Origin of the sequence: Streptomyces sp. NBC_00247 (assembly GCF_036188265.1) — a bacterium.
Classification (GTDB): domain Bacteria; phylum Actinomycetota; class Actinomycetes; order Streptomycetales; family Streptomycetaceae; genus Streptomyces.
Genome location: NZ_CP108093.1, coordinates 2,328,890 through 2,345,968, shown reverse-complemented (window position 1 = coordinate 2,345,968; position 17,079 = coordinate 2,328,890). Strand labels below are relative to the sequence as shown.

Annotated in this window: 17 protein-coding genes; 8 read left to right on the top strand and 9 right to left on the bottom strand. The window is 73.0% G+C overall.

The features are described from left to right. Positions 1–50: 50 nt before the first annotated feature. The 3 genes from OHT52_RS09715 to OHT52_RS09705 all read right to left on the bottom strand — a co-directional run bounded on the left by OHT52_RS09715 (position 51) and on the right by OHT52_RS09705 (position 3,240). On the bottom strand, positions 51–1,712 hold the full coding sequence (locus OHT52_RS09715) for a phospho-sugar mutase (protein ID WP_328719727.1): 1,662 nt from the start codon (positions 1,710–1,712) through the stop codon (positions 51–53). Positions 1,713–1,818: 106 nt separating this feature from the next. Further along, entirely contained in the window at positions 1,819–2,643 is an 825-nt protein-coding gene (locus OHT52_RS09710) for a purine-nucleoside phosphorylase (protein ID WP_327177648.1), read from the bottom strand. A gap of 159 nt (positions 2,644–2,802) precedes the next feature. Further along, positions 2,803–3,240 (bottom strand): gamma-glutamylcyclotransferase, encoded by a 438-nt coding sequence (locus OHT52_RS09705; RefSeq protein WP_275492381.1) that lies wholly within the window; start codon positions 3,238–3,240, stop codon positions 2,803–2,805. 274 nt (positions 3,241–3,514) lie between these two features. On the opposite strand from OHT52_RS09705, the gene OHT52_RS09700 reads away from it, so the two are divergent. Then, a complete protein-coding gene (locus tag OHT52_RS09700) occupies positions 3,515–4,954 on the top strand; it encodes an NAD(P)H-quinone dehydrogenase (protein ID WP_328719726.1) in 1,440 nt (479 codons plus the stop codon). Positions 4,955–5,216: 262 nt separating this feature from the next. Continuing rightward, on the top strand, positions 5,217–6,191 hold the full coding sequence (locus OHT52_RS09695; protein ID WP_328719725.1) for a DeoR/GlpR family DNA-binding transcription regulator: 975 nt from the start codon (positions 5,217–5,219) through the stop codon (positions 6,189–6,191). Positions 6,192–6,254: 63 nt separating this feature from the next. Here the strand turns inward: OHT52_RS09695 and OHT52_RS09690 are convergent, their stop codons facing one another. Together OHT52_RS09690 and OHT52_RS09685 are read right to left on the bottom strand one after the other, a co-directional pair. Next, entirely contained in the window at positions 6,255–6,824 is a 570-nt protein-coding gene (locus tag OHT52_RS09690; RefSeq protein ID WP_328723676.1) for a TetR/AcrR family transcriptional regulator, read from the bottom strand. A gap of 459 nt (positions 6,825–7,283) precedes the next feature. Further along, on the bottom strand, positions 7,284–9,035 hold the full coding sequence (locus OHT52_RS09685) for an acetyl/propionyl/methylcrotonyl-CoA carboxylase subunit alpha (protein ID WP_328719724.1): 1,752 nt from the start codon (positions 9,033–9,035) through the stop codon (positions 7,284–7,286). A gap of 364 nt (positions 9,036–9,399) precedes the next feature. Between OHT52_RS09685 and OHT52_RS09680 the strand changes: the two genes are divergently transcribed. Then, the gene (locus tag OHT52_RS09680) at positions 9,400–9,852 is read left to right on the top strand and encodes a hypothetical protein (protein WP_328719723.1); all 453 of its coding nucleotides are present in this window, start codon (positions 9,400–9,402) and stop codon (positions 9,850–9,852) included. Here OHT52_RS09680 and OHT52_RS09675 read toward each other — a convergent pair. Next, complete coding sequence (locus OHT52_RS09675) at positions 9,833–10,444, bottom strand: Maf family protein (RefSeq protein ID WP_328719722.1); 612 nt, start codon at positions 10,442–10,444, stop codon at positions 9,833–9,835. The genes OHT52_RS09680 and OHT52_RS09675 overlap by 20 nt on opposite strands. Before the next feature lie 483 nt (positions 10,445–10,927). Between OHT52_RS09675 and OHT52_RS09670 the strand changes: the two genes are divergently transcribed. From OHT52_RS09670 to OHT52_RS09655, 4 genes are all read left to right on the top strand, one after another. Then, a complete protein-coding gene (locus OHT52_RS09670) occupies positions 10,928–11,341 on the top strand; it encodes a GntR family transcriptional regulator (RefSeq protein ID WP_328719721.1) in 414 nt (137 codons plus the stop codon). Continuing rightward, positions 11,316–12,221, top strand: a complete 906-nt coding sequence (locus OHT52_RS09665) for an ABC transporter ATP-binding protein (protein WP_328719720.1) — start codon at positions 11,316–11,318, stop codon at positions 12,219–12,221. Before OHT52_RS09670 ends, OHT52_RS09665 begins: the two co-directional genes overlap by 26 nt. After that, positions 12,218–13,132, top strand: a complete 915-nt coding sequence (locus OHT52_RS09660) for a hypothetical protein (RefSeq protein WP_328719719.1) — start codon at positions 12,218–12,220, stop codon at positions 13,130–13,132. Before OHT52_RS09665 ends, OHT52_RS09660 begins: the two co-directional genes overlap by 4 nt. 83 nt (positions 13,133–13,215) lie before the next feature. Then, positions 13,216–13,911: an HAAS signaling domain-containing protein gene (locus OHT52_RS09655; protein WP_328719718.1), complete on the top strand. Its 696-nt coding sequence runs from the start codon at positions 13,216–13,218 to the stop codon at positions 13,909–13,911. A gap of 19 nt (positions 13,912–13,930) precedes the next feature. Here the strand turns inward: OHT52_RS09655 and mmpB are convergent, their stop codons facing one another. The 3 genes from mmpB to OHT52_RS09640 form a co-directional block, all read right to left on the bottom strand. Beyond that, complete coding sequence (mmpB, locus tag OHT52_RS09650; protein ID WP_328719717.1) at positions 13,931–14,059, bottom strand: morphogenic membrane protein MmpB; 129 nt, start codon at positions 14,057–14,059, stop codon at positions 13,931–13,933. Positions 14,060–14,164: 105 nt separating this feature from the next. Further along, positions 14,165–14,371 (bottom strand): acyl-CoA carboxylase epsilon subunit, encoded by a 207-nt coding sequence (locus OHT52_RS09645; protein ID WP_328719716.1) that lies wholly within the window; start codon positions 14,369–14,371, stop codon positions 14,165–14,167. Between the two features lie 38 nt (positions 14,372–14,409). Continuing rightward, positions 14,410–15,990 (bottom strand): acyl-CoA carboxylase subunit beta, encoded by a 1,581-nt coding sequence (locus OHT52_RS09640; RefSeq protein WP_328719715.1) that lies wholly within the window; start codon positions 15,988–15,990, stop codon positions 14,410–14,412. A 181-nt stretch (positions 15,991–16,171) separates the two neighbouring features. Between OHT52_RS09640 and OHT52_RS09635 the strand changes: the two genes are divergently transcribed. Continuing rightward, a complete protein-coding gene (locus tag OHT52_RS09635) occupies positions 16,172–17,041 on the top strand; it encodes a biotin--[acetyl-CoA-carboxylase] ligase (RefSeq protein WP_328719714.1) in 870 nt (289 codons plus the stop codon). Positions 17,042–17,079: the final 38 nt, after the last annotated feature.

Sequence of the window (17,079 nt, the reverse complement as noted above, 5' to 3'; positions counted from 1 at the left end):
CTCCCCGGGAGGTACCGGCCCGATTCCGTGCGTACGGAGGGTCCGCAGGATCAGATGCCGGCCGCGGCGGAGAGGTCCCGCCTGATCCCGGCCAGCAGCTCGGCCGCCCGGCCCCGCGCGGCGGGCAGCCCGTCCGCCGAGGCGACCGGCACGACGACCTCCAGGTAGCACTTCAGCTTCGGCTCGGTCCCGCTCGGGCGGACGATCACCCGGGCGCCGTCCAGCCGGTAGCGCAGCCCGTCCGTGGGAGGGAGCCGGGCCGATCCTTTCGACAGGTCCTCGGCCGAGGTGACGGCCAGTCCCGCCAGCTCGGCCGGGGGCCGCTCGCGGAGCCGGCGCATGGCGTCGGCGATGACCGAGAGGTCCTCCACCCGGACCGAGAGCTGGTCGGTGGCGTGCAGGCCGTGCGCGAGTGCCAGATCGTCCAGCATGTCGAGCAGGGTGCGACCGCGCTCCTTGAGCACCGAGGCCAGCTCGGCGACGACCAGCGCGGCGGTGATGCCGTCCTTGTCCCGTACGCCGTCCGGGTCGACGCAGTAGCCGAGCGCCTCCTCGTAGCCGTACCGCAGTCCGTCCACCCGGGCGATCCACTTGAAACCGGTCAGCGTCTCCTCGTACCCGAGACCGGCTCGGTCGGCGATCCGGCCGAGCAGTGAGGAGGAGACGATCGAGGCCGCGAGCACGCCCTCGGCGCCCCGGTCCACGAGATGCGCGGCGAGCAGCGCGCCGACCTCGTCGCCGCGCAGCATCCGCCAGCCGCCCTCGGCCGCCGGGTCCGGGACCGCGACGGCGCAGCGGTCCGCGTCCGGGTCGTTGGCGATGATCAGGTCGGGGTTCTCCCGGCGCGCGGTCGCGAAGGAGAGGTCCATCGCGCCCGGCTCCTCCGGGTTCGGGAACGCGACGGTGGGGAACGCCGGGTCGGGGTCGGCCTGCTCGGCGACGAGCACCGGCGCGGGGAACCCGGCCCGCTCGAACGCCGCGGTCAGCACGGAGGTGCCGACGCCGTGCAGTGCCGTGTGGACGGTCCGGGCGGTGCGCGGGGAGCCGGCGGCGAGGACGGCGTCCGTACGGGCCAGATAGGCGTCCAGGATCTCGTCGCCGAGGACCTGCCAGCCGTCCTCGGGACGGTCCACCCCGGCGAGCGGGCCGACCGCCGCGATGGCGGCGGCGATCTCCGCGTCGGCCGGGGGCACGATCTGCGAGCCGTCGCCGAGGTAGACCTTGTAGCCGTTGTCGCGCGGCGGGTTGTGGCTCGCGGTGACCTCGACACCCGCGACGGCTCCCAGATGCCGTATGGCGTACGCCAGCACGGGGGTGGGCAGCGGGCGCGGCAGGACGGCCGCCCGGAGTCCGGCGCCGGTCATCACGGCGGCGGTGTCCCGGGCGAAGTCGGCCGAGCGGTAGCGGGCGTCGTAGCCCACGACGACGAGCCCGGGAGCGTCCCCCGGGGTTCGCCGGCTCTTGAGGTACGCGGCGAGGCCCGCGGCGGCCCGGATCACGACGGCGCGGTTCATCCGCGTCGGACCGGCGCCCAGCTCCCCGCGCAGCCCGGCGGTGCCGAACTGGAGGGTGCCCGCGAAGCGCGCGGCGAGCTCGGTGCGGGCTTCGGGCGCGTCGGAGCCGATCAGCCGCCCCAGCTCGTCCCGCGTCTCGGGGTCCGGGTCCTCGGCCTGCCAGGCCCTGGCCCGTTCGAGGAGGTCGTCGTCGTGCACGGGGGTCCACCTTTCGGGGATGACGGAGAGTGCCCGGCGGTGCGGGCCCGGTAGCGGACCGGCGGCGGCCAGGACCGCGAGGCCCGGCCGCCGCCGGTCCGGCCGGTCAGATGCGTTCGAGCACGCGGGCCAGCAGGTCGCCCATGCGCGCGGCCGAGTCCCGGCCGGCCTGCAGGACCTCTTCGTGGTTCAGCGGCTCGCCGGACAGCCCGGCCGCGAGGTTGGTCACCAGCGAGATGCCGAGCACCTCCGCGCCGGCCTCGCGCGCGGCGATGGCCTCCAGCACGGTGGACATGCCCACCAGGTCGCCGCCCATCGCGCGGACCATGCCGATCTCGGCCGGGGTCTCGTAGTGCGGGCCGGGGAACTGCACGTACACGCCCTCCTCCAGCGAGGGGTCGATCTCCTGGCAGAGCGCCCTCAGCCGGGGGGAGTACAGGTCGGTCAGGTCGACGAAGTTGGCGCCGATGATCGGGGAGGTGGCGGTGAGGTTGATGTGGTCGCCGATCAGCACCGGCTGGCCGGGCCGCATGCCCTCGCGCAGACCGCCGCAGCCGTTGGTCAGCACGACCGTCCGGCAGCCGGCGGCCACGGCCGTACGGACGCCGTGGGCGACGGCGGCGACGCCGCGGCCCTCGTAGAAGTGGGTGCGGCCGAGGAAGACCAGCACCCGCTTCTCGCCGATGCGGTACGAGCGGACCGTGCCGCCGTGGCCCTCGACCGCCGGGGGCGGGAATCCGGGCAGGTGCGTCACCGGGAACTCGGCGTCCGGGGTACCGAGCGCATCGCCCGCGGGCCCCCACCCGGACCCCATCACGAGGACCACGTCGTGGGTCTCGGCGCCGGTCAGCTCCCGCAGCCTGGCGGCGGCCTCCGCGGCCACCGCGTGCGGGTCGTCCTGGATGTTGTCCGGAATAACAGATGCGTTCACCGGACGAGGGTAACCGCTGAATCCCTACGCGCGTAGATGGACCGGCGCGCAGTCTGTCCGGTCCTTTCCCGTTTTCGTACGACGGGGAGGGCGGAGGGCCGGGACGCGGACGGGGCGAGTGGGGCGCGTGGGGTCCTCGGGACCCGTGCGCCCACAGGGTCAGCAGGGGCGCTTGCGCAGTTCCATGACGTAGTCGTGCGGGGCCCCGGCGGACTCCGCCGCGTCGGCCACCTCGCCGAGGTAACGGGCGGAGGGCAGCCCGCCCTCGTAACCGTTGAGCACGTACATCCAGGCCGGCTCCTCGCCGTCCAGGGTGTGCACGCGCACCCGCATCCGCCGGTAGATGTCGAGCCCGACGCCCTCCCAGCGGTCCAGGGAGTCCTCGTCCATCGGAGCCACGTCGTACAGGGCGACGAAGACCTGGGAGCGCGGCGCCTCGACGACCGTCGCCAGCGCGCCTTCCCAGCCCATCTGCTCCCCGCCGAAGGTCAGCCGCCAGCCGTTGAGCCAGCCCGTACCGCGCAGCGGGGAATGCGGTGCGCGGCGCGTCATCAGCCGCGCGTCGAGGTTGCCGGCGTACGCGGCGTAGAGCGACATGAGTCCGAGGGTACGGGAGATGCGGAGCGACGTGCCGAACTCCGGGCAGGAACAGCCCGGGAGAGGGAACGGCCGCAGGTGGCGGGCCGGTGCCCGCGCCACCCCGCCCGAGCTGCGAGGACGGCTCCGGCGCCCGGATGGAGGGACCCGGGGCGAAGCACCTTGGCGGGTGCGGGACAATGGAGTACGTACTGCATTCCCCCGGGGCGATCCCCCGGACCCCGGCCGGGACGGCAGACGGCCGCGGGATGACACCACGCGAGGCGGACATTTCGTGACCAGGATCGTGATCATCGGCGGCGGCCCCGGCGGCTACGAGGCGGCACTGGTCGGCACCCAGCTCGGGGCGGAGGTCACCGTCGTCGACTGCGACGGCCTCGGCGGAGCGTCCGTGCTCACCGACTGCGTCCCCTCCAAGACCCTGATCGCCACCGCCGAGGTCATGACGACCTTCGACTCCTCCTACGAGGAGCTGGGCATCATCGTCGCCGACGACACCCCGGCCCTGGAGCAGGCCGCCCGGGTCGTCGGGGTCGACCTCGGCAAGGTCAACCGGCGTGTCAAGCGCCTCGCGCTCGCCCAGTCCCACGACATCACCGCCTCCGTCACCCGGGCCGGCGCCCGGGTGATGCGCGGACGCGGCCGGCTGGAGGGCCTCCAGGCCGCCGACGGCTCCCGCCAGGTCGTGGTGACCGCCGCCGACGGCAGCGAGGTGCGCCTCACCGCCGACGCGGTGCTGATCGCCACCGGCGGCCACCCCCGCGAGATCCCGGACGCCCAGCCCGACGGTGAGCGCATCCTCAACTGGACCCAGGTCTACGACCTCGACGAGCTCCCCGAGGAGCTCATCGTGGTCGGCTCCGGCGTCACCGGCGCCGAGTTCGCCGGCGCCTACCAGGCGCTCGGCTCCCGGGTCACCCTCGTCTCCTCCCGCGACCGGGTGCTGCCGGGCGAGGACCCGGACGCCGCCGCCGTACTGGAGGACGTGTTCCGCCGCCGCGGCATGAACGTCATGGCCCGCTCGCGCGCCGAGGCCGCCAAGCGCGTCGGCGACCGGGTCGAGGTCACCCTCGCGGACGGCCGCGTCATCTCCGGCACGCACTGCCTGATGGCGGTCGGCGCGATCCCGAACACCGAGGGCATGGGGCTCGAGGAGGCCGGCGTCCACCTCAAGGAGTCCGGCCACATCAAGACCGACAAGGTCTCCCGCACCAGCGCCCCCGGCGTCTACGCCGCCGGTGACGTCACGGGCGTCTTCGCGCTGGCCTCGGTCGCCGCGATGCAGGGCCGGATCGCGATGTACCACTTCCTCGGCGACGCGGTGGCCCCGCTGAACCTGAAGACCGTCTCCTCCAACGTCTTCACCGACCCGGAGATCGCCACCGTCGGCTACACCCAGGCCGACGTGGACGCCGGCAAGATCGAGGCCCGCGTCGTCAAGCTCCCGCTGCTGCGCAACCCGCGCGCCAAGATGCTCGGCATCCGCGACGGCTTCGTCAAGATCTTCTGCCGTCCGGGCACCGGCATCGTGGTCGGCGGCTGTGTCGTCGCGCCGCGCGCCAGTGAACTCATTCATCCGATTTCGGTCGCGGTCGACAACAACTTGACGGTGGAACAGATCGCGAACGCGTTCACCGTGTACCCGTCCCTGTCGGGTTCGATCGCCGAGGTGGCGCGTCAGCTGCACACCCGGAAGCTCGACGGCGAGGCGTAGTCACCCGGTGCGATCGGCCCCGCGCGGCGGCAACCGCCTTCGCTGCGGGGCCTGTTGGGAGAGTGGGCGGATCACGCCTGACCACTCTCCGACCGGTTGTGTGCATGTTCCAGCCAATCCGGCGGCAACTGACGGCGACTACACGGGCGAGTCTGACAACATCGGTTTCGCGTATATCACTTGGTGACCCACTTCGTCGCCAACTTCTGCAATTCGGCCCAATGCGCTGAAAACGCGCGCGGGCCGGGTTACTGTCAGTTCTGTGTTCGCTGCAGAACGTCGTCAATTGATCCTCGAAATGGTGCGTGCCAACGGGGCGGTATCGCTCCGTGAGCTCGCCCGCGTCGTCCAGACCTCCGAAGTGACCGTACGGCGGGACGTGCGGGCACTGGAGGCAGAAGGACTCCTCGACCGCCGGCACGGCGGTGCGGTCTTGCCGGGCGGTTTTACGCGGGAGTCCGGCTTTCCGCAGAAATCCCATCTCTCGTCCGCGGAGAAGACGGCCATCGCCGATGTGGCGGCCGGCCTGGTCGGTGAGGGCGAAGCCATCGTCGTCGGGGCCGGTACGACCACGCAGGAGCTGGCCCGCCGGCTCGCGCGGGTGCCCGGCCTGACCGTCGTGACCAACTCCCTGCTGGTCGCCCAGGCCCTGGCCCACGCCAACCGCGTGGAGGTCGTGATGACCGGGGGCACCCTGCGCGGGAGCAACTACGCCCTGGTCGGCAGCGGAGCCGAGCAGTCCCTCCAGGGGCTGCGGGTCTCCCGCGCCTTCCTCTCCGGGAGCGGGCTGACGGCCGAACGCGGTCTCTCCACGTCCAACATGCTCTCGGCCAGCGTCGACCGGGCCCTGGTGCAGGCTGCCGCCGAGGTGGTCGTACTCGCCGACCACACCAAGCTGGGCGCCGACACCATGTTCCAGACGGTGCCGACGGAGCTGGTCACCCGGCTGGTCACGGACGAGCCCCCGCCGCACGACGAGCGGGCCGCCGCCGAGATCCAGGCTCTGGCCGACCAGGGCGTGGAGATCACCCTCGCGGGCGGTGACGCCGACTCGGGCGCCTGTGGTCCTTCCGGCGCGGAAGGCGTCCCGCCCGGTGGCAGACAGCGGCGCGAGATGCCCCTGCCGGGTCAGCGCCGTACGCAGAACGGCGGCCTCGGGGCGCAGTTGCGGGGCGCGGCGGTGATGGCCGACGCCGGGCCCGAGCGCGGCAGGGTCGCGGACCTGCGCCGCCGTTGAGGAGCCGGGGCCCCCACGGCGGGGCTCCACCTCGCGCGTGCCGGGGCCCGTCGGGGTCCGGGCTCAGGACTCCGGCGCCGTGTCCGCCGTGGTCCTGAAGCCCCGCAGGGTCAGCAGGAGCAGCCGGTCGGCCAGTTCGGGATCCTCGGGGTTCTGCTCCGCCGCCAGGGCGATGGCGTTCGTCAGCCCCATCAGATCGCCGATCGACACGTCCGCCCGTACCGCCCCGCTGTGCTGCGCCCGCGTCAGCAGCCGTGCCCCCGCCTCGCGCAGCGGTACATGACAGGGCGCCAGGGCCGAGCTGTCGTCCCGCGAGGCCGACAGCAGCGCCTGCGCCAGCCCGCGGTACTCGCCCGCGTGCCGGACGATCGCGCCGAGCCACTCCACCAGCGCCCGGCACGGCTGTTCGGCCTCCGCCAGGGCGTAGGAGTGGGCGATCAGATCCGCCAGCGCGTCCTGGAAGACCGCGTTCATCAGCGCGTGCCGGGTGGGGAAGTGCCGGTAGAGCGTGCCGATCCCGACCTGCGCACGACGCGCGAGATCCTCCAGCGAGGCGTCGGTGCCCTGTTCGGCGAAGAGGGTACGGGCCTCGCCGACCAGCCGGTCGTGGTTGCGGCGGGCGTCCGCCCGCATCGGGCGCCCCGGCGCGGGCGCCGGGGGACCGCAGTCCGGCCGGTCCGGGTCCGGGCGCGGGCCGGCCGTGCGAGGTGCGGCCGTGCTCGGGGTCGTACGGGGCGGCGTCGCGCTGGCCATGGTGGGGTCGTCCTCCCGGGTCTCCTCGGCATCCAGGATGCCACCGCGCTCCGCCGCACCTGTTCCCGGACCGCCCCCCGAGCGCACCGCGACTGTCTCCGCGACCGCCGCGACCCATTTCGCGGCCGCCCCCGGCTGTCTCCGCGACCGCGCCGACCGCGCCGACCGGGTTTCGCGGCCGCCCGACCGGGTTTCGCGACCGGATCGCGCCCGGGGCCCGCGCCGCTCCGGACGCGGACAGGCCCCGCCCGGTCCGTGCGCGGTGGGCGTACGGGTGGGGCGGGGCCTGTCGGTGTCCGAGGAGCGCCTTCGCGTGGTACCGGGCGCCGACGGAGTGCGTCAGCTCTTGATCTCGCAGATCGCGGCACCGGAGGAGAGCGAGCTGCCGACCTCGGCGGTCAGGCCCTTGATCGTGCCGGAGCGGTGGGCGTTGAGGGGCTGCTCCATCTTCATGGCCTCCAGGACGACGACGAGGTCGCCCTCCTTGACCTCCTGGCCCTCTTCCACGGCCACCTTGACGATGGTGCCCTGCATGGGGGACGCGAGGGTGTCGCCCGAGGCCGCGGCGCCGGCCTTCTTCGCCGCGCGGCGCTTCGGCTTCGCGCCGGCCGCCAGGCCCGTACGCGCGAGGCTCATGCCGAGCGACGAGGGCAGCGAGACCTCCAGGCGCCGGCCGCCGACCTCGACGACGACGATCTCCCGGTTGCCCTCGTCCTCGTCCGCCTCGGCGGGAGTGGTGAAGGGCTTGATCTCGTTGACGAACTCGGTCTCGATCCAGCGGGTGTGGATGCGGAACGGGTCCGAGGTGAACGCCGGGTCCACCACCACCGCGCGGTGGAACGGGATGGCCGTCGCCATGCCCTCGACGGTGAACTCGCCGAGCGCGCGGGCGGCGCGCTGGAGCGCCTGCTCACGGGTGGCACCGGTGACGATCAGCTTCGCCAGGAGCGAGTCCCAGGCCGGGCCGATGACGCTGCCGGACTCGACACCCGCGTCGAGCCGGACACCGGGACCGGTCGGGGCGCTGAAGGTGGTGACGGTGCCCGGGGCGGGCAGGAAGCCCCGGCCCGGGTCCTCGCCGTTGATGCGGAACTCGAAGGAGTGGCCGCGCACGGCCGGGTCGCCGTACCCCAGCTCCTCGCCGTCGGCGATCCGGAACATCTCGCGGACCAGGTCGAGGCCGGTGACCTCTTCGGTGACCGGGTGCTCCACCTGGAGGCGGGTGTTGACCTCCAGGAAGGAGATCGTGCCGTCCGTGCCGACGAGGAACTCGACCGTGCCGGCGCCGACGTAGCCGGCCTCCTTCAGGATCGCCTTCGACGCGGCGTACAGCTGGGCGTTCTGCTCCTCGGAGAGGAAGGGGGCCGGGGCCTCCTCGACCAGCTTCTGGTGGCGGCGCTGGAGCGAGCAGTCGCGGGTGGAGACGACGACGACGTTGCCGTGCTGGTCGGCGAGGCACTGGGTCTCGACGTGGCGCGGTTTGTCGAGGTAGCGCTCGACGAAGCACTCGCCCCGGCCGAACGCCGCGACGGCCTCGCGGACTGCGGAGTCGTACAGCTCCGGCACCTCTTCGAGGGTGCGGGCGACCTTCAGACCGCGTCCGCCACCGCCGAAGGCGGCCTTGATGGCGATGGGCAGGCCGTGCTCCCGCGCGAACGCCACGACCTCGTCGGAGCCGGAGACCGGGTCCGGCGTACCGGCGACGAGCGGGGCACCGGCGCGCTGCGCGATGTGCCGGGCGGCGACCTTGTCACCGAGGTCGCGGATCGCCTGCGGCGGCGGGCCGATCCAGGTCAGCCCGGCGTCCAGCACCGCCTGCGCGAACTCCGCGTTCTCGGACAGGAATCCGTACCCCGGGTGGATCGCGTCGGCGCCCGAGTCGGCGGCGGCGCGCAGCACCTTGGCGATGTCCAGATAGCTGGACGCCGGGGTGTCACCGCCCAGCGCGAACGCCTCGTCGGCCGCGCGGACGTGCAGAGCGTCCCGGTCCGGATCGGCGTAGACGGCGACGCTGGCGATCCCGGCGTCCCGGCAGGCCCGAGCGACGCGGACAGCGATTTCGCCACGGTTGGCGATGAGCACCTTGCGCACGATGACTCCCTCCTAGGAACAAGCTGAGTTTAGGGACTACCAACACGGCCGTACGACCCGTCCCCATGGGTGAGCTTGCCCACACGGAGCGTGATTCCGAGGCTTGCGGAGTCGCAAAATCCCTTGTCGGACCACGGTACGCCGCGATCCTCAACCGCACAGTAGCCACGAGGTGTGGTCCAGGTCTCTGTCTGTAGGCGCAACGACCGGTGGCTTTTCTTTGTCGGGTCCCCACGAACGGGTGAGGGTTTTCTTTGCCGTACGACCGAACCCCGCCGGACGTGCGCGGCCCCTTGTCCGGATGATTACCGGTTAGTAGGGTCCGCGGTATCGGTTGTAACTATGGGTAACAGGGGGTGGCGCCATGGTGCGCAGACCGGTGGCCGTCGTGACCGCGCTCGTTCTCCTCGCCGAGGCCGTGGGCGTGGCGATCGTCCACATGATTCTCGCCACGGTGGCGGAGAAGCAGAACATGTCGCTGGCCGGCCTGGAGACCGGGGCCGTGAGCACCGGCGCCTGGGTGATGGGCGGCGTCTCGGTCGCACTGCTGGTGGCCGTCGCCGTGATCACGCTGATCGCCGCGGTGCGCGACCGCGCCCCGGGCCGGGTGGGCCGGTTCGCGCTGATCCTCACCGCCGTCGCGCACGGGGTGCTCGGAGCCCTGGCGGTGGGCCTGGTCGGCTGGTACGCCTTCGCCTGCCTGATGGTCGCGCTGGCCCTGCTCGTCGGCACCCTGATCGGGTACGCCCCCGGGCGCCGGGACCCCGCGGCCGGGGCGCCCCCGGCGCCGCCGATGGTCAGTCCCACAACTCCGTGACGGACACGCCCAGTTCACCGAGGAGCCGGCGAAGCAGAGGCAAGGAGAGCCCGATCACGTTGGAGTGGTCGCCCTCGATGGAGTCGACGAACGGCCCCGAGAGGCCGTCCAGGGTGAACGCCCCCGCGACGTGGAGCGGTTCGCCGGTGGCGACGTAGGCGGCGATCTCGGCGTCGGTGGGCTCGCCGAAGCGGACGACCGTGGACGCGGTCGCGGACGCGGTACGCCCGCTCGCGGTGTCGATCACGCTGTGGCCGGTACGCAGCACCCCGGCGCGGCCCCGCATCGCCTGCCAGCGGGCGGTGGCCTCCTCGGCGTCGGCGGGCTTGCCGAGCGCCTCCCCGTCCAGGTCGAGCACCGAATCGCACCCGACCACCAGGGCGTCGGCCGCCTGCGGGAGCGCCGCCACGGCGGTGGCCTTCGCCCGTGCCAGGACCAGCGCCAGCTCGCCGGGGGTCGGTGCCGAGAGCGCGTCCTCGTCCACCCCGCTGACGATCTTCTCGGGGGCGAAGCCCGCCTGCCGCAGCAGGCCGAGACGGGCGGGGGAGGCGGAGGCGAGTACGAGCCGGCGCTGAGCAGTCATGCGGGCCATCGTAGGTCGCGGGCGGGTCCGCGGCACCGGGCGGCCGGGGTGAGCCGGTCGGGGGATCCGGTCGTCAGGGGTGGGGTGCGGGCGGGCGCCTGCCGACGGCCTTCTTCTGCCGGCGGCCTTCCTCGCGAGCGCGTTCGTGCCGCGCCGGCCCTGCGCACGGCTCAGGACCGCGTGCGGGGCGTCCGAGGAAGGGGTGCGGGGAGTCGGAGCGGCACGCCGTCACTCCCGGGGCGACGGTCGACGGCTCCGGCCCCGAGCGGAACCTCGCCTGCTGGTTTCCGGCCCGGAACGTGCGCGCGGTGGCCCGGGCCGGTCCGAACGGCCGACCCGCTCCGGTGCGGCGGCGCCCTTCCGTTTGACCGGCCCGCCCATGCCCGCCCGGCCCGTGACCGCCCGTGAGGGTGATACCCCATGCGCCTTGACGTGCCCGGACAGCCCAATGCATCATTGAACTAGTTCATTGGTTCTACGGGAGGTGAGGCCATGGGATTCGCCTTCCGTATCGATCGGCGCAGTGGCGTCCCGAACTACGTCCAGATCATCCAGCAGGTCCAGCAGGCGCTACGGCTCGGTCTGCTGAAGCCGGGTGACCGGCTGCCCACCGCGCGGGCCGTGGTGGAAGCGACCGCGCTCAACCCCAACACCGTGCTCAAGGCGTACCGCGAGCTGGAGTCCCAGGGGCTCGTCGAGACCCGGCGCAGACACGGGACCTTCGTGACCGGCACCCTCGGTGCCTCCTCGGCCGGCTCGCCCTGGCGGGCGGGGCTCGCGGACGTGGCCGCCCGGGCCGTCGCCGAAGGTGCCGAACGCGACGACCTCGCCGCCCTGTTCAACGACGTGCTGGACGACCTCTACCTCCCGAAGGAGCCCGATGACGTTCCCCACCAGCAGCCCTGACACGGCGCTCGCGGCCCACGCGGTCACCCAGAGATACGGCCGCAAGGGCAGGGACGTCCTCGACCGGTGCACCTTCGGCGTCCCCGCCGGGGTCGTCTCCGCTCTCGTGGGTCCCAACGGATCGGGGAAAACGAGCCTGTTGGAGCTTGCGGCCGGTGTGCGACGGCCCGCGTCCGGGACGATCGAGGTCCTGGGCGGACCGCCGGGAGCCGGACACCCCCGGGTCGCATACCTGGCCCAGCACCGCCCGCTCTTCGCCGGGTTCACCGTCAGCGAGATGCTGCGCCTCGGCGCCCGGACGAACGGGGCCCACTGGGACGCCGAGTTGGCCGGGCGGGTCGCCGAGCCGCTGCGCGACGACCGGGTCGGTGCCCTGTCCGGCGGCCAGCGCACCCGCCTGGCCCTGGCCCTCGCCCTTGGTAAACGCGCCGACCTGCTGCTGCTGGACGAGCCGATGGCCGACCTCGACGTGCTGGCGCGGCAGGAGCTGATGGGGCTGCTCATGGCGCACGTCGCCGACACCGGCACCACCGTGGTGATGTCCTCGCACATCATTTCCGAGCTGGCCGACGTCTGCGACCACCTGCTCCTGCTCGACCGGGGCACGGTCCGGCTCTGCGGCGACATCGACGAACTGACCGCGTCCCACGCCGTGGTCGCCGTGACCGGCGGTCCCGACGGCCTCGGCGGCCACACCGTCGTCGAGTCCCGCCCGGCCGGGCGCGGTACCAGCGCGCTCATCCGCCCCGCCGGGCCGCTGCCCGCCGCCTGGGACGCACGGACCCCCTCGCTGGAGGAGCTGGTCCTCGCCCACCTCACCCCCGCCGCCCCCGGCCGAGCGGCCGCCCCGGCCGCCCTCAGCAAGGAAGACGCCGCATGAGCGCCCCCGTCGCCGCCCCGCCCGCCGGACCTGCCCGAGCCGGACGCGCTCTGCCGCTCGTGCTCATCGCCGTACGGCAGTACCGGTGGGTCGCGCTGGTCGTCCTGCTGCTGGCCGCGCGCGTCTGCGCCGCGATCCTGTACCACTACGGCAGCTGGGCCGACGCCATCGCCCTGCGCGACCATGTCGGCTCCCAGGCCTACCACTTCGGGCGCTACGCGGACGACGCCCACCACGTGACCGAGCAGCTCGTGAACGACGGCTCGTCCCTCGCCTTCCAGCCGGCGCTGCTCGCCGCACTCGTCACCGCCGTACTGACCGCGCGGGAGTGGGAGACCCGCCGGGTCGTCCTCGCGCTGACCCAGTCGGTCACGCCCCGGCGGTGGTTCACCGTCCGCTGGGCGGTCCAGGCGGCGTTCCTCGCGGCGGTGACCGTCCCCGCGGTGGCGCTGTACCGGATCAGCGCCGTGCACGGCTTCCGTCTCGACCTGCTCACCTACGGCGCCGAACGGCAGAACGCCTTCTACACGATCGGCCCGGTGACCGTCGCCCACGTCCTCCTCGGAGTCGCGGCCGGCGCGCTGTGCGGCACGCTCCTGCGCCGTACCCTGCCCGCCCTCGTCGCGGCGCCCGTCCTCACCTGGCTGGTCGCCGGAGCACTGGTCCGCTCCCGGGCCGTGCTGCTGGTCGATTTCCCGCTGTTCTCCAAGGTCCACGGCTTCCACCCGGGCGGAGTCGTCGGCCTCCAGTTCTACGACGCCCTGCCCCAGGACAGCTACCTCATGAACGCCCTCGAACCCGGCGACTACTGGGGCTTCCAGATCGCCTCCAGCGCGCTGGTGCTCGCCGCCGCGGCTCTGCTCACCGCCGCCGCGCTCCGTGTCCTGCGCCGCCGCACGGCCTCGTACTGACCGCTGCGGACCGCCGTCCCCGGCGCACCGCCGGAACCGTCCGCGGCCCGCTCGTCCGCTCTTCAGCAGAGAAAGCAGCAGCCATGACGATCCACCCCACCGACCACCCGGACACCGACGGCCAGGAGGTGCGCCGCTACCTCGACGCCGTCGAGCAGGCCGTGTCGGGCCTTCCGGCTCATCGGCGCAAGGAGACGGTCGGGGACGTCGCCGAACGGATCGCCGTGGCCCTCGCCGGGCGCCCCGGGCGGATTACGCAGATCCTGGCCGAACTCGGCGCCCCTGAGCAGGTCGGCGCGGCAGCCGTGGACGCGTACCGGGTGGACGTGGAGGTGCCCTGGTGGAGCAGCCCCCGCCTGATCGTGTGGGGTCTGGCGGCGGGCAGCGCGGTGAGCCTTCTCAGCCGGCTCACGGGCGACGACGAGATCCCCGAGATCTTCGCTCTCCCCGTCTTCTACCTGACCTTCTGCGGCTGCGTCGCGTTGTGCCTCTCGCCGTGGTGGAGCCGGTCCCGCAGGTGTGCCGCCCTCGCCTGGCTCCTGGTGCCGAACCTGTTCCTCGCCCTGGCGACAGGGGCGACCGACAACCTCGCCATCCAGATCACTCTGAGCGTCGTCTCGGTCGCCGTTCGCGCCGGAGCCCTCTGGTGGATGTGGAGCTCCCGGACCGCGCCCGAGCCCGACCGTCACCGCTTCCCGCGCTGGGCCGGCGTGCTGAGCTGGATCGCCGTGGGCGCGGTCGCCGCGGGCGAGACCGTCCTGTGGGCGGTCACGCTGTAAGAGCTCCGAGCACCACGGGTCAGCGCAGGCCGACCACGATCATCCCGACCACCATGGCCAGGGCGAGGAGGAACCCCGCGCGCCGCAGCATCTCCTGGGCGTCGCGCAGTTCCTTCGGCGGGCGGTTGTCGGGGTCGGACCAGAGCATGCGTCCGATCCTGCTCCGCCCGCCGCGGTCCTGCCTGAGTACGGGTACTCAACCACCCGTACGCGGGACACCGGTCACTCCCGGCGACGGGTGCCCGGCCGCCGCTCAGGCGGGCCAGTAGGTGCGCGCCCACGCCGTCGGCCCCGGCAGGGCCCGTGTGGCGCGGGCGATCCGCGCCGGGTCGGACCACTGCGCGGGCGGCGGGGGCGCGGTGTCCGGCACCGCCGCCGCCGAAGCGGCGCGCGCCCGGACCACCGCCAGGGCGGCGGCGAGTTCCTCGGGGGTCGGGTTGCCCCGTACGACCCTGATCATGGCGGGCTCCAATCCGTCTTCGTACAGCTGTCCACGGCCTACAGCGGGATGTTGCCGTGCTTCTTCGGCGGCAGGGACTCACGCTTGGTGCGCAGTTGCCGGAGCGCCTTCACGACGTGCTTTCGGGTGTCCGAGGGCATGATCACCGCGTCGACGTAACCGCGTTCGGCCGCGACGTACGGGTTGAGCAACGCGTCCTCGTACTCGGTCATGAGCCGCGAGCGGGTCGCCTCCGGGTCCTCGGCGGCGGCGATCGTGCGGCGGTGCAGGATGTTGACCGCCCCCTGGGCGCCCATGACGGCGATCTGGGCGGTCGGCCAGGCGAGGTTCACGTCGGCGCCCAGGTGCTTGGAGCCCATGACGTCGTACGCCCCGCCGAACGCCTTGCGGGTGATGACCGTGATCAGCGGGACGGTCGCCTCCGCGTAGGCGTAGATCAGCTTGGCGCCCCGGCGGATGATGCCGCCGTACTCCTGGTCCACGCCCGGCAGGAAGCCCGGCACGTCGACGAAGGTCAGCACCGGCACGTTGAACGCGTCGCAGGTGCGCACGAATCGGGCGGCCTTCTCGCTGGCGTTGATGTCCAGGCAACCGGCGAACTGCATCGGCTGGTTGGCCACGACACCGACCGGCCGGCCTTCCACGCGGCCGAAGCCGGTGATGATGTTCGGCGCGAACAGGGCCTGGGTCTCCAGGAACTCGGCGTCGTCCAGCACGTGCTCGATGGCGGTGTGCATGTCGTACGGCTGGTTCGCCGAGTCCGGGATCAGCGTGTCGAGCTCGCGGTCCTCGTCGGTGGTCGCCAGGTCCGCCTCCTCCGGGAAGACCGGCGGCTCGGAGAGGTTGTTCGACGGGAGGTACGACAGCAGGGACTTGACGTACTCGATCGCGTCCTTCTCGTCGCCCGAGAGGTGGTGCGCCACACCGGAGGTGGTGTTGTGGGTGCGGGCCCCGCCCAGTTCCTCGAAGCCCACGTCCTCGCCGGTGACGGTCTTGATGACGTCGGGTCCGGTGATGAACATGTGCGAGGTCTGGTCGACCATGACCGTGAAGTCGGTGATCGCGGGGGAGTAGACCGCGCCGCCCGCGCAGGGGCCGACGATCAGCGAGATCTGCGGCACCACACCGGAGGCGTGCACATTGCGCCGGAAGATCTCGGCGAACAGCCCGAGCGCCGCGACCCCTTCCTGGATGCGGGCGCCGCCGCCGTCGTTGATGCCGATGACCGGGCAGCCGGTCTTCAGCGCGAAGTCCATGACCTTGACGATCTTCTCGCCGTAGACCTCGCCCAGCGAACCGCCGAAGATCGTGAAGTCCTGTGAGTACACGCACACCGGACGGCCGTCGACCGTGCCGTACCCCGTCACCACGCCGTCCCCGTAGGGGCGGTTCTTCTCGATGCCGAAGTTGGTGGAGCGGTGACGGGCGAACTCGTCCAGCTCCGTGAAGGAACCCTCGTCCAGGAGCAGGTCCACCCGCTCCCGTGCGGTGAGTTTGCCCTTCGCGTGCTGCTTCTCGACCGCGCGCTCGGAACCCGCGTGCGTGGCTTCGCCGATACGGCGCTGCAGGTCCGCGATCTTGCCCGCGGTGGTGTGGATGTCGCTCTGCGGCTCGGACATCGGGTGGCGGCTCCCTGCCTGGTCACGGGACATGACGGGGGCTCGGTCCGCGGAGACGGGCCCGGCACGCGTCCACGGGAAGCCCTCGTTCCTGTACAGCTACTGATCCGTAGCGTATCGGCGGCCCCACGGATCGGCAGTGCGTCCTCGTGCGTCCTTTGCCACACCTAGGGTGGCTTGCATGACACCCCCGGATGCGCCATCGAACCGCTGGTCGGACCTGGACCGGCCGCCCTTGAACACCTCCGCGCTCCGTCGCGGACTGCTGCGGCCGGGCGCGCTGTGGACCTCGCTCGACGTGGTGGAGGAGACCGGCTCCACCAATACCGACCTCGCCGCCCGGGCTTCGGGGAGTCCGCTCGCCGAGGGAGCGGTGCTCGTGGCCGAGGTGCAGAACGCCGGACGCGGCCGGCTCGACCGGGTCTGGACCGCGCCGCCGCGCTCCGGCCTCTTCCTCTCCGTGTACCTCGCGCCCACCGACGTCCCCGTCGAGCGCTGGGGCTGGCTGCCGCTGCTCACCGGGGTCGCCGCCGCGACGGGGCTGGCCCGGGCCGCCGGAGTGGACGTGGCGCTGAAGTGGCCCAACGATCTGCTGGTGACCGTGGACGGCGTCGAGCGCAAGGCCGGCGGCATCCTCGCCGAACGCGCGGGGGACGGCGTCGTCGTCGGCCTCGGCATCAACGTCTCGCTCCGCGCCGACGAACTCCCCGCCCCCACCGCAGGCTCCCTCGCCCTCGCCCGAGCCGTCTCGCTCGACCGCGAGACCCTGCTGCGGGGGGTCCTGCGCTCGCTGGAGCAGTGGTACGGCGAGTGGCGGGCGGCGGGCGGCGACGCGGCGGGCAGCGGGCTCCAGGCGGCGTACGCGGCGGGGTGCGCCACGCTCGACCGCCCCGTGCGGGCCGAGCTGCCGGGCGACCGCTCGGTGGTCGGGCGGGCCGTCGCGGTCGACGGCGACGGCCGGCTGATCCTCGCCACCGGGGACGGGCTCCAGCAGCCGGTCTCGGCGGGCGACATCGTGCATCTGCGCGGTGCGGCGGGCGGGCTCGTCTGACGCGGCGGGCGGGCCCGGCGGCCGGATCGCCACAGGCA

Excerpts from the sequence above, each read along its gene's own strand:
- OHT52_RS09705 (WP_275492381.1), bottom strand. The coding sequence starts at position 3,240 with ATGTCGCTCTACGCCGCGTACGCCGGCAACCTCGACGCGCGGCTGATG.
- OHT52_RS09690 (WP_328723676.1), bottom strand. The coding sequence starts at position 6,824 with ATGCGGGCGGACGCCCGCCGCAACCACGACCGGCTGGTCGGCGAGGCC.
- OHT52_RS09680 (WP_328719723.1), top strand. The coding sequence starts at position 9,400 with ATGGTGCGCAGACCGGTGGCCGTCGTGACCGCGCTCGTTCTCCTCGCC.
- OHT52_RS09675 (WP_328719722.1), bottom strand. The coding sequence starts at position 10,444 with ATGGCCCGCATGACTGCTCAGCGCCGGCTCGTACTCGCCTCCGCCTCC.
- OHT52_RS09670 (WP_328719721.1), top strand. The coding sequence starts at position 10,928 with ATGGGATTCGCCTTCCGTATCGATCGGCGCAGTGGCGTCCCGAACTAC.
- OHT52_RS09665 (WP_328719720.1), top strand. The coding sequence starts at position 11,316 with ATGACGTTCCCCACCAGCAGCCCTGACACGGCGCTCGCGGCCCACGCG.
- OHT52_RS09660 (WP_328719719.1), top strand. The coding sequence starts at position 12,218 with ATGAGCGCCCCCGTCGCCGCCCCGCCCGCCGGACCTGCCCGAGCCGGA.
- OHT52_RS09655 (WP_328719718.1), top strand. The coding sequence starts at position 13,216 with ATGACGATCCACCCCACCGACCACCCGGACACCGACGGCCAGGAGGTG.
- mmpB (WP_328719717.1), bottom strand. The coding sequence starts at position 14,059 with ATGCTCTGGTCCGACCCCGACAACCGCCCGCCGAAGGAACTGCGCGAC.
- OHT52_RS09645 (WP_328719716.1), bottom strand. The coding sequence starts at position 14,371 with ATGATCAGGGTCGTACGGGGCAACCCGACCCCCGAGGAACTCGCCGCC.
- OHT52_RS09640 (WP_328719715.1), bottom strand. The coding sequence starts at position 15,990 with ATGTCCGAGCCGCAGAGCGACATCCACACCACCGCGGGCAAGATCGCG.
- OHT52_RS09635 (WP_328719714.1), top strand. The coding sequence starts at position 16,172 with ATGACACCCCCGGATGCGCCATCGAACCGCTGGTCGGACCTGGACCGG.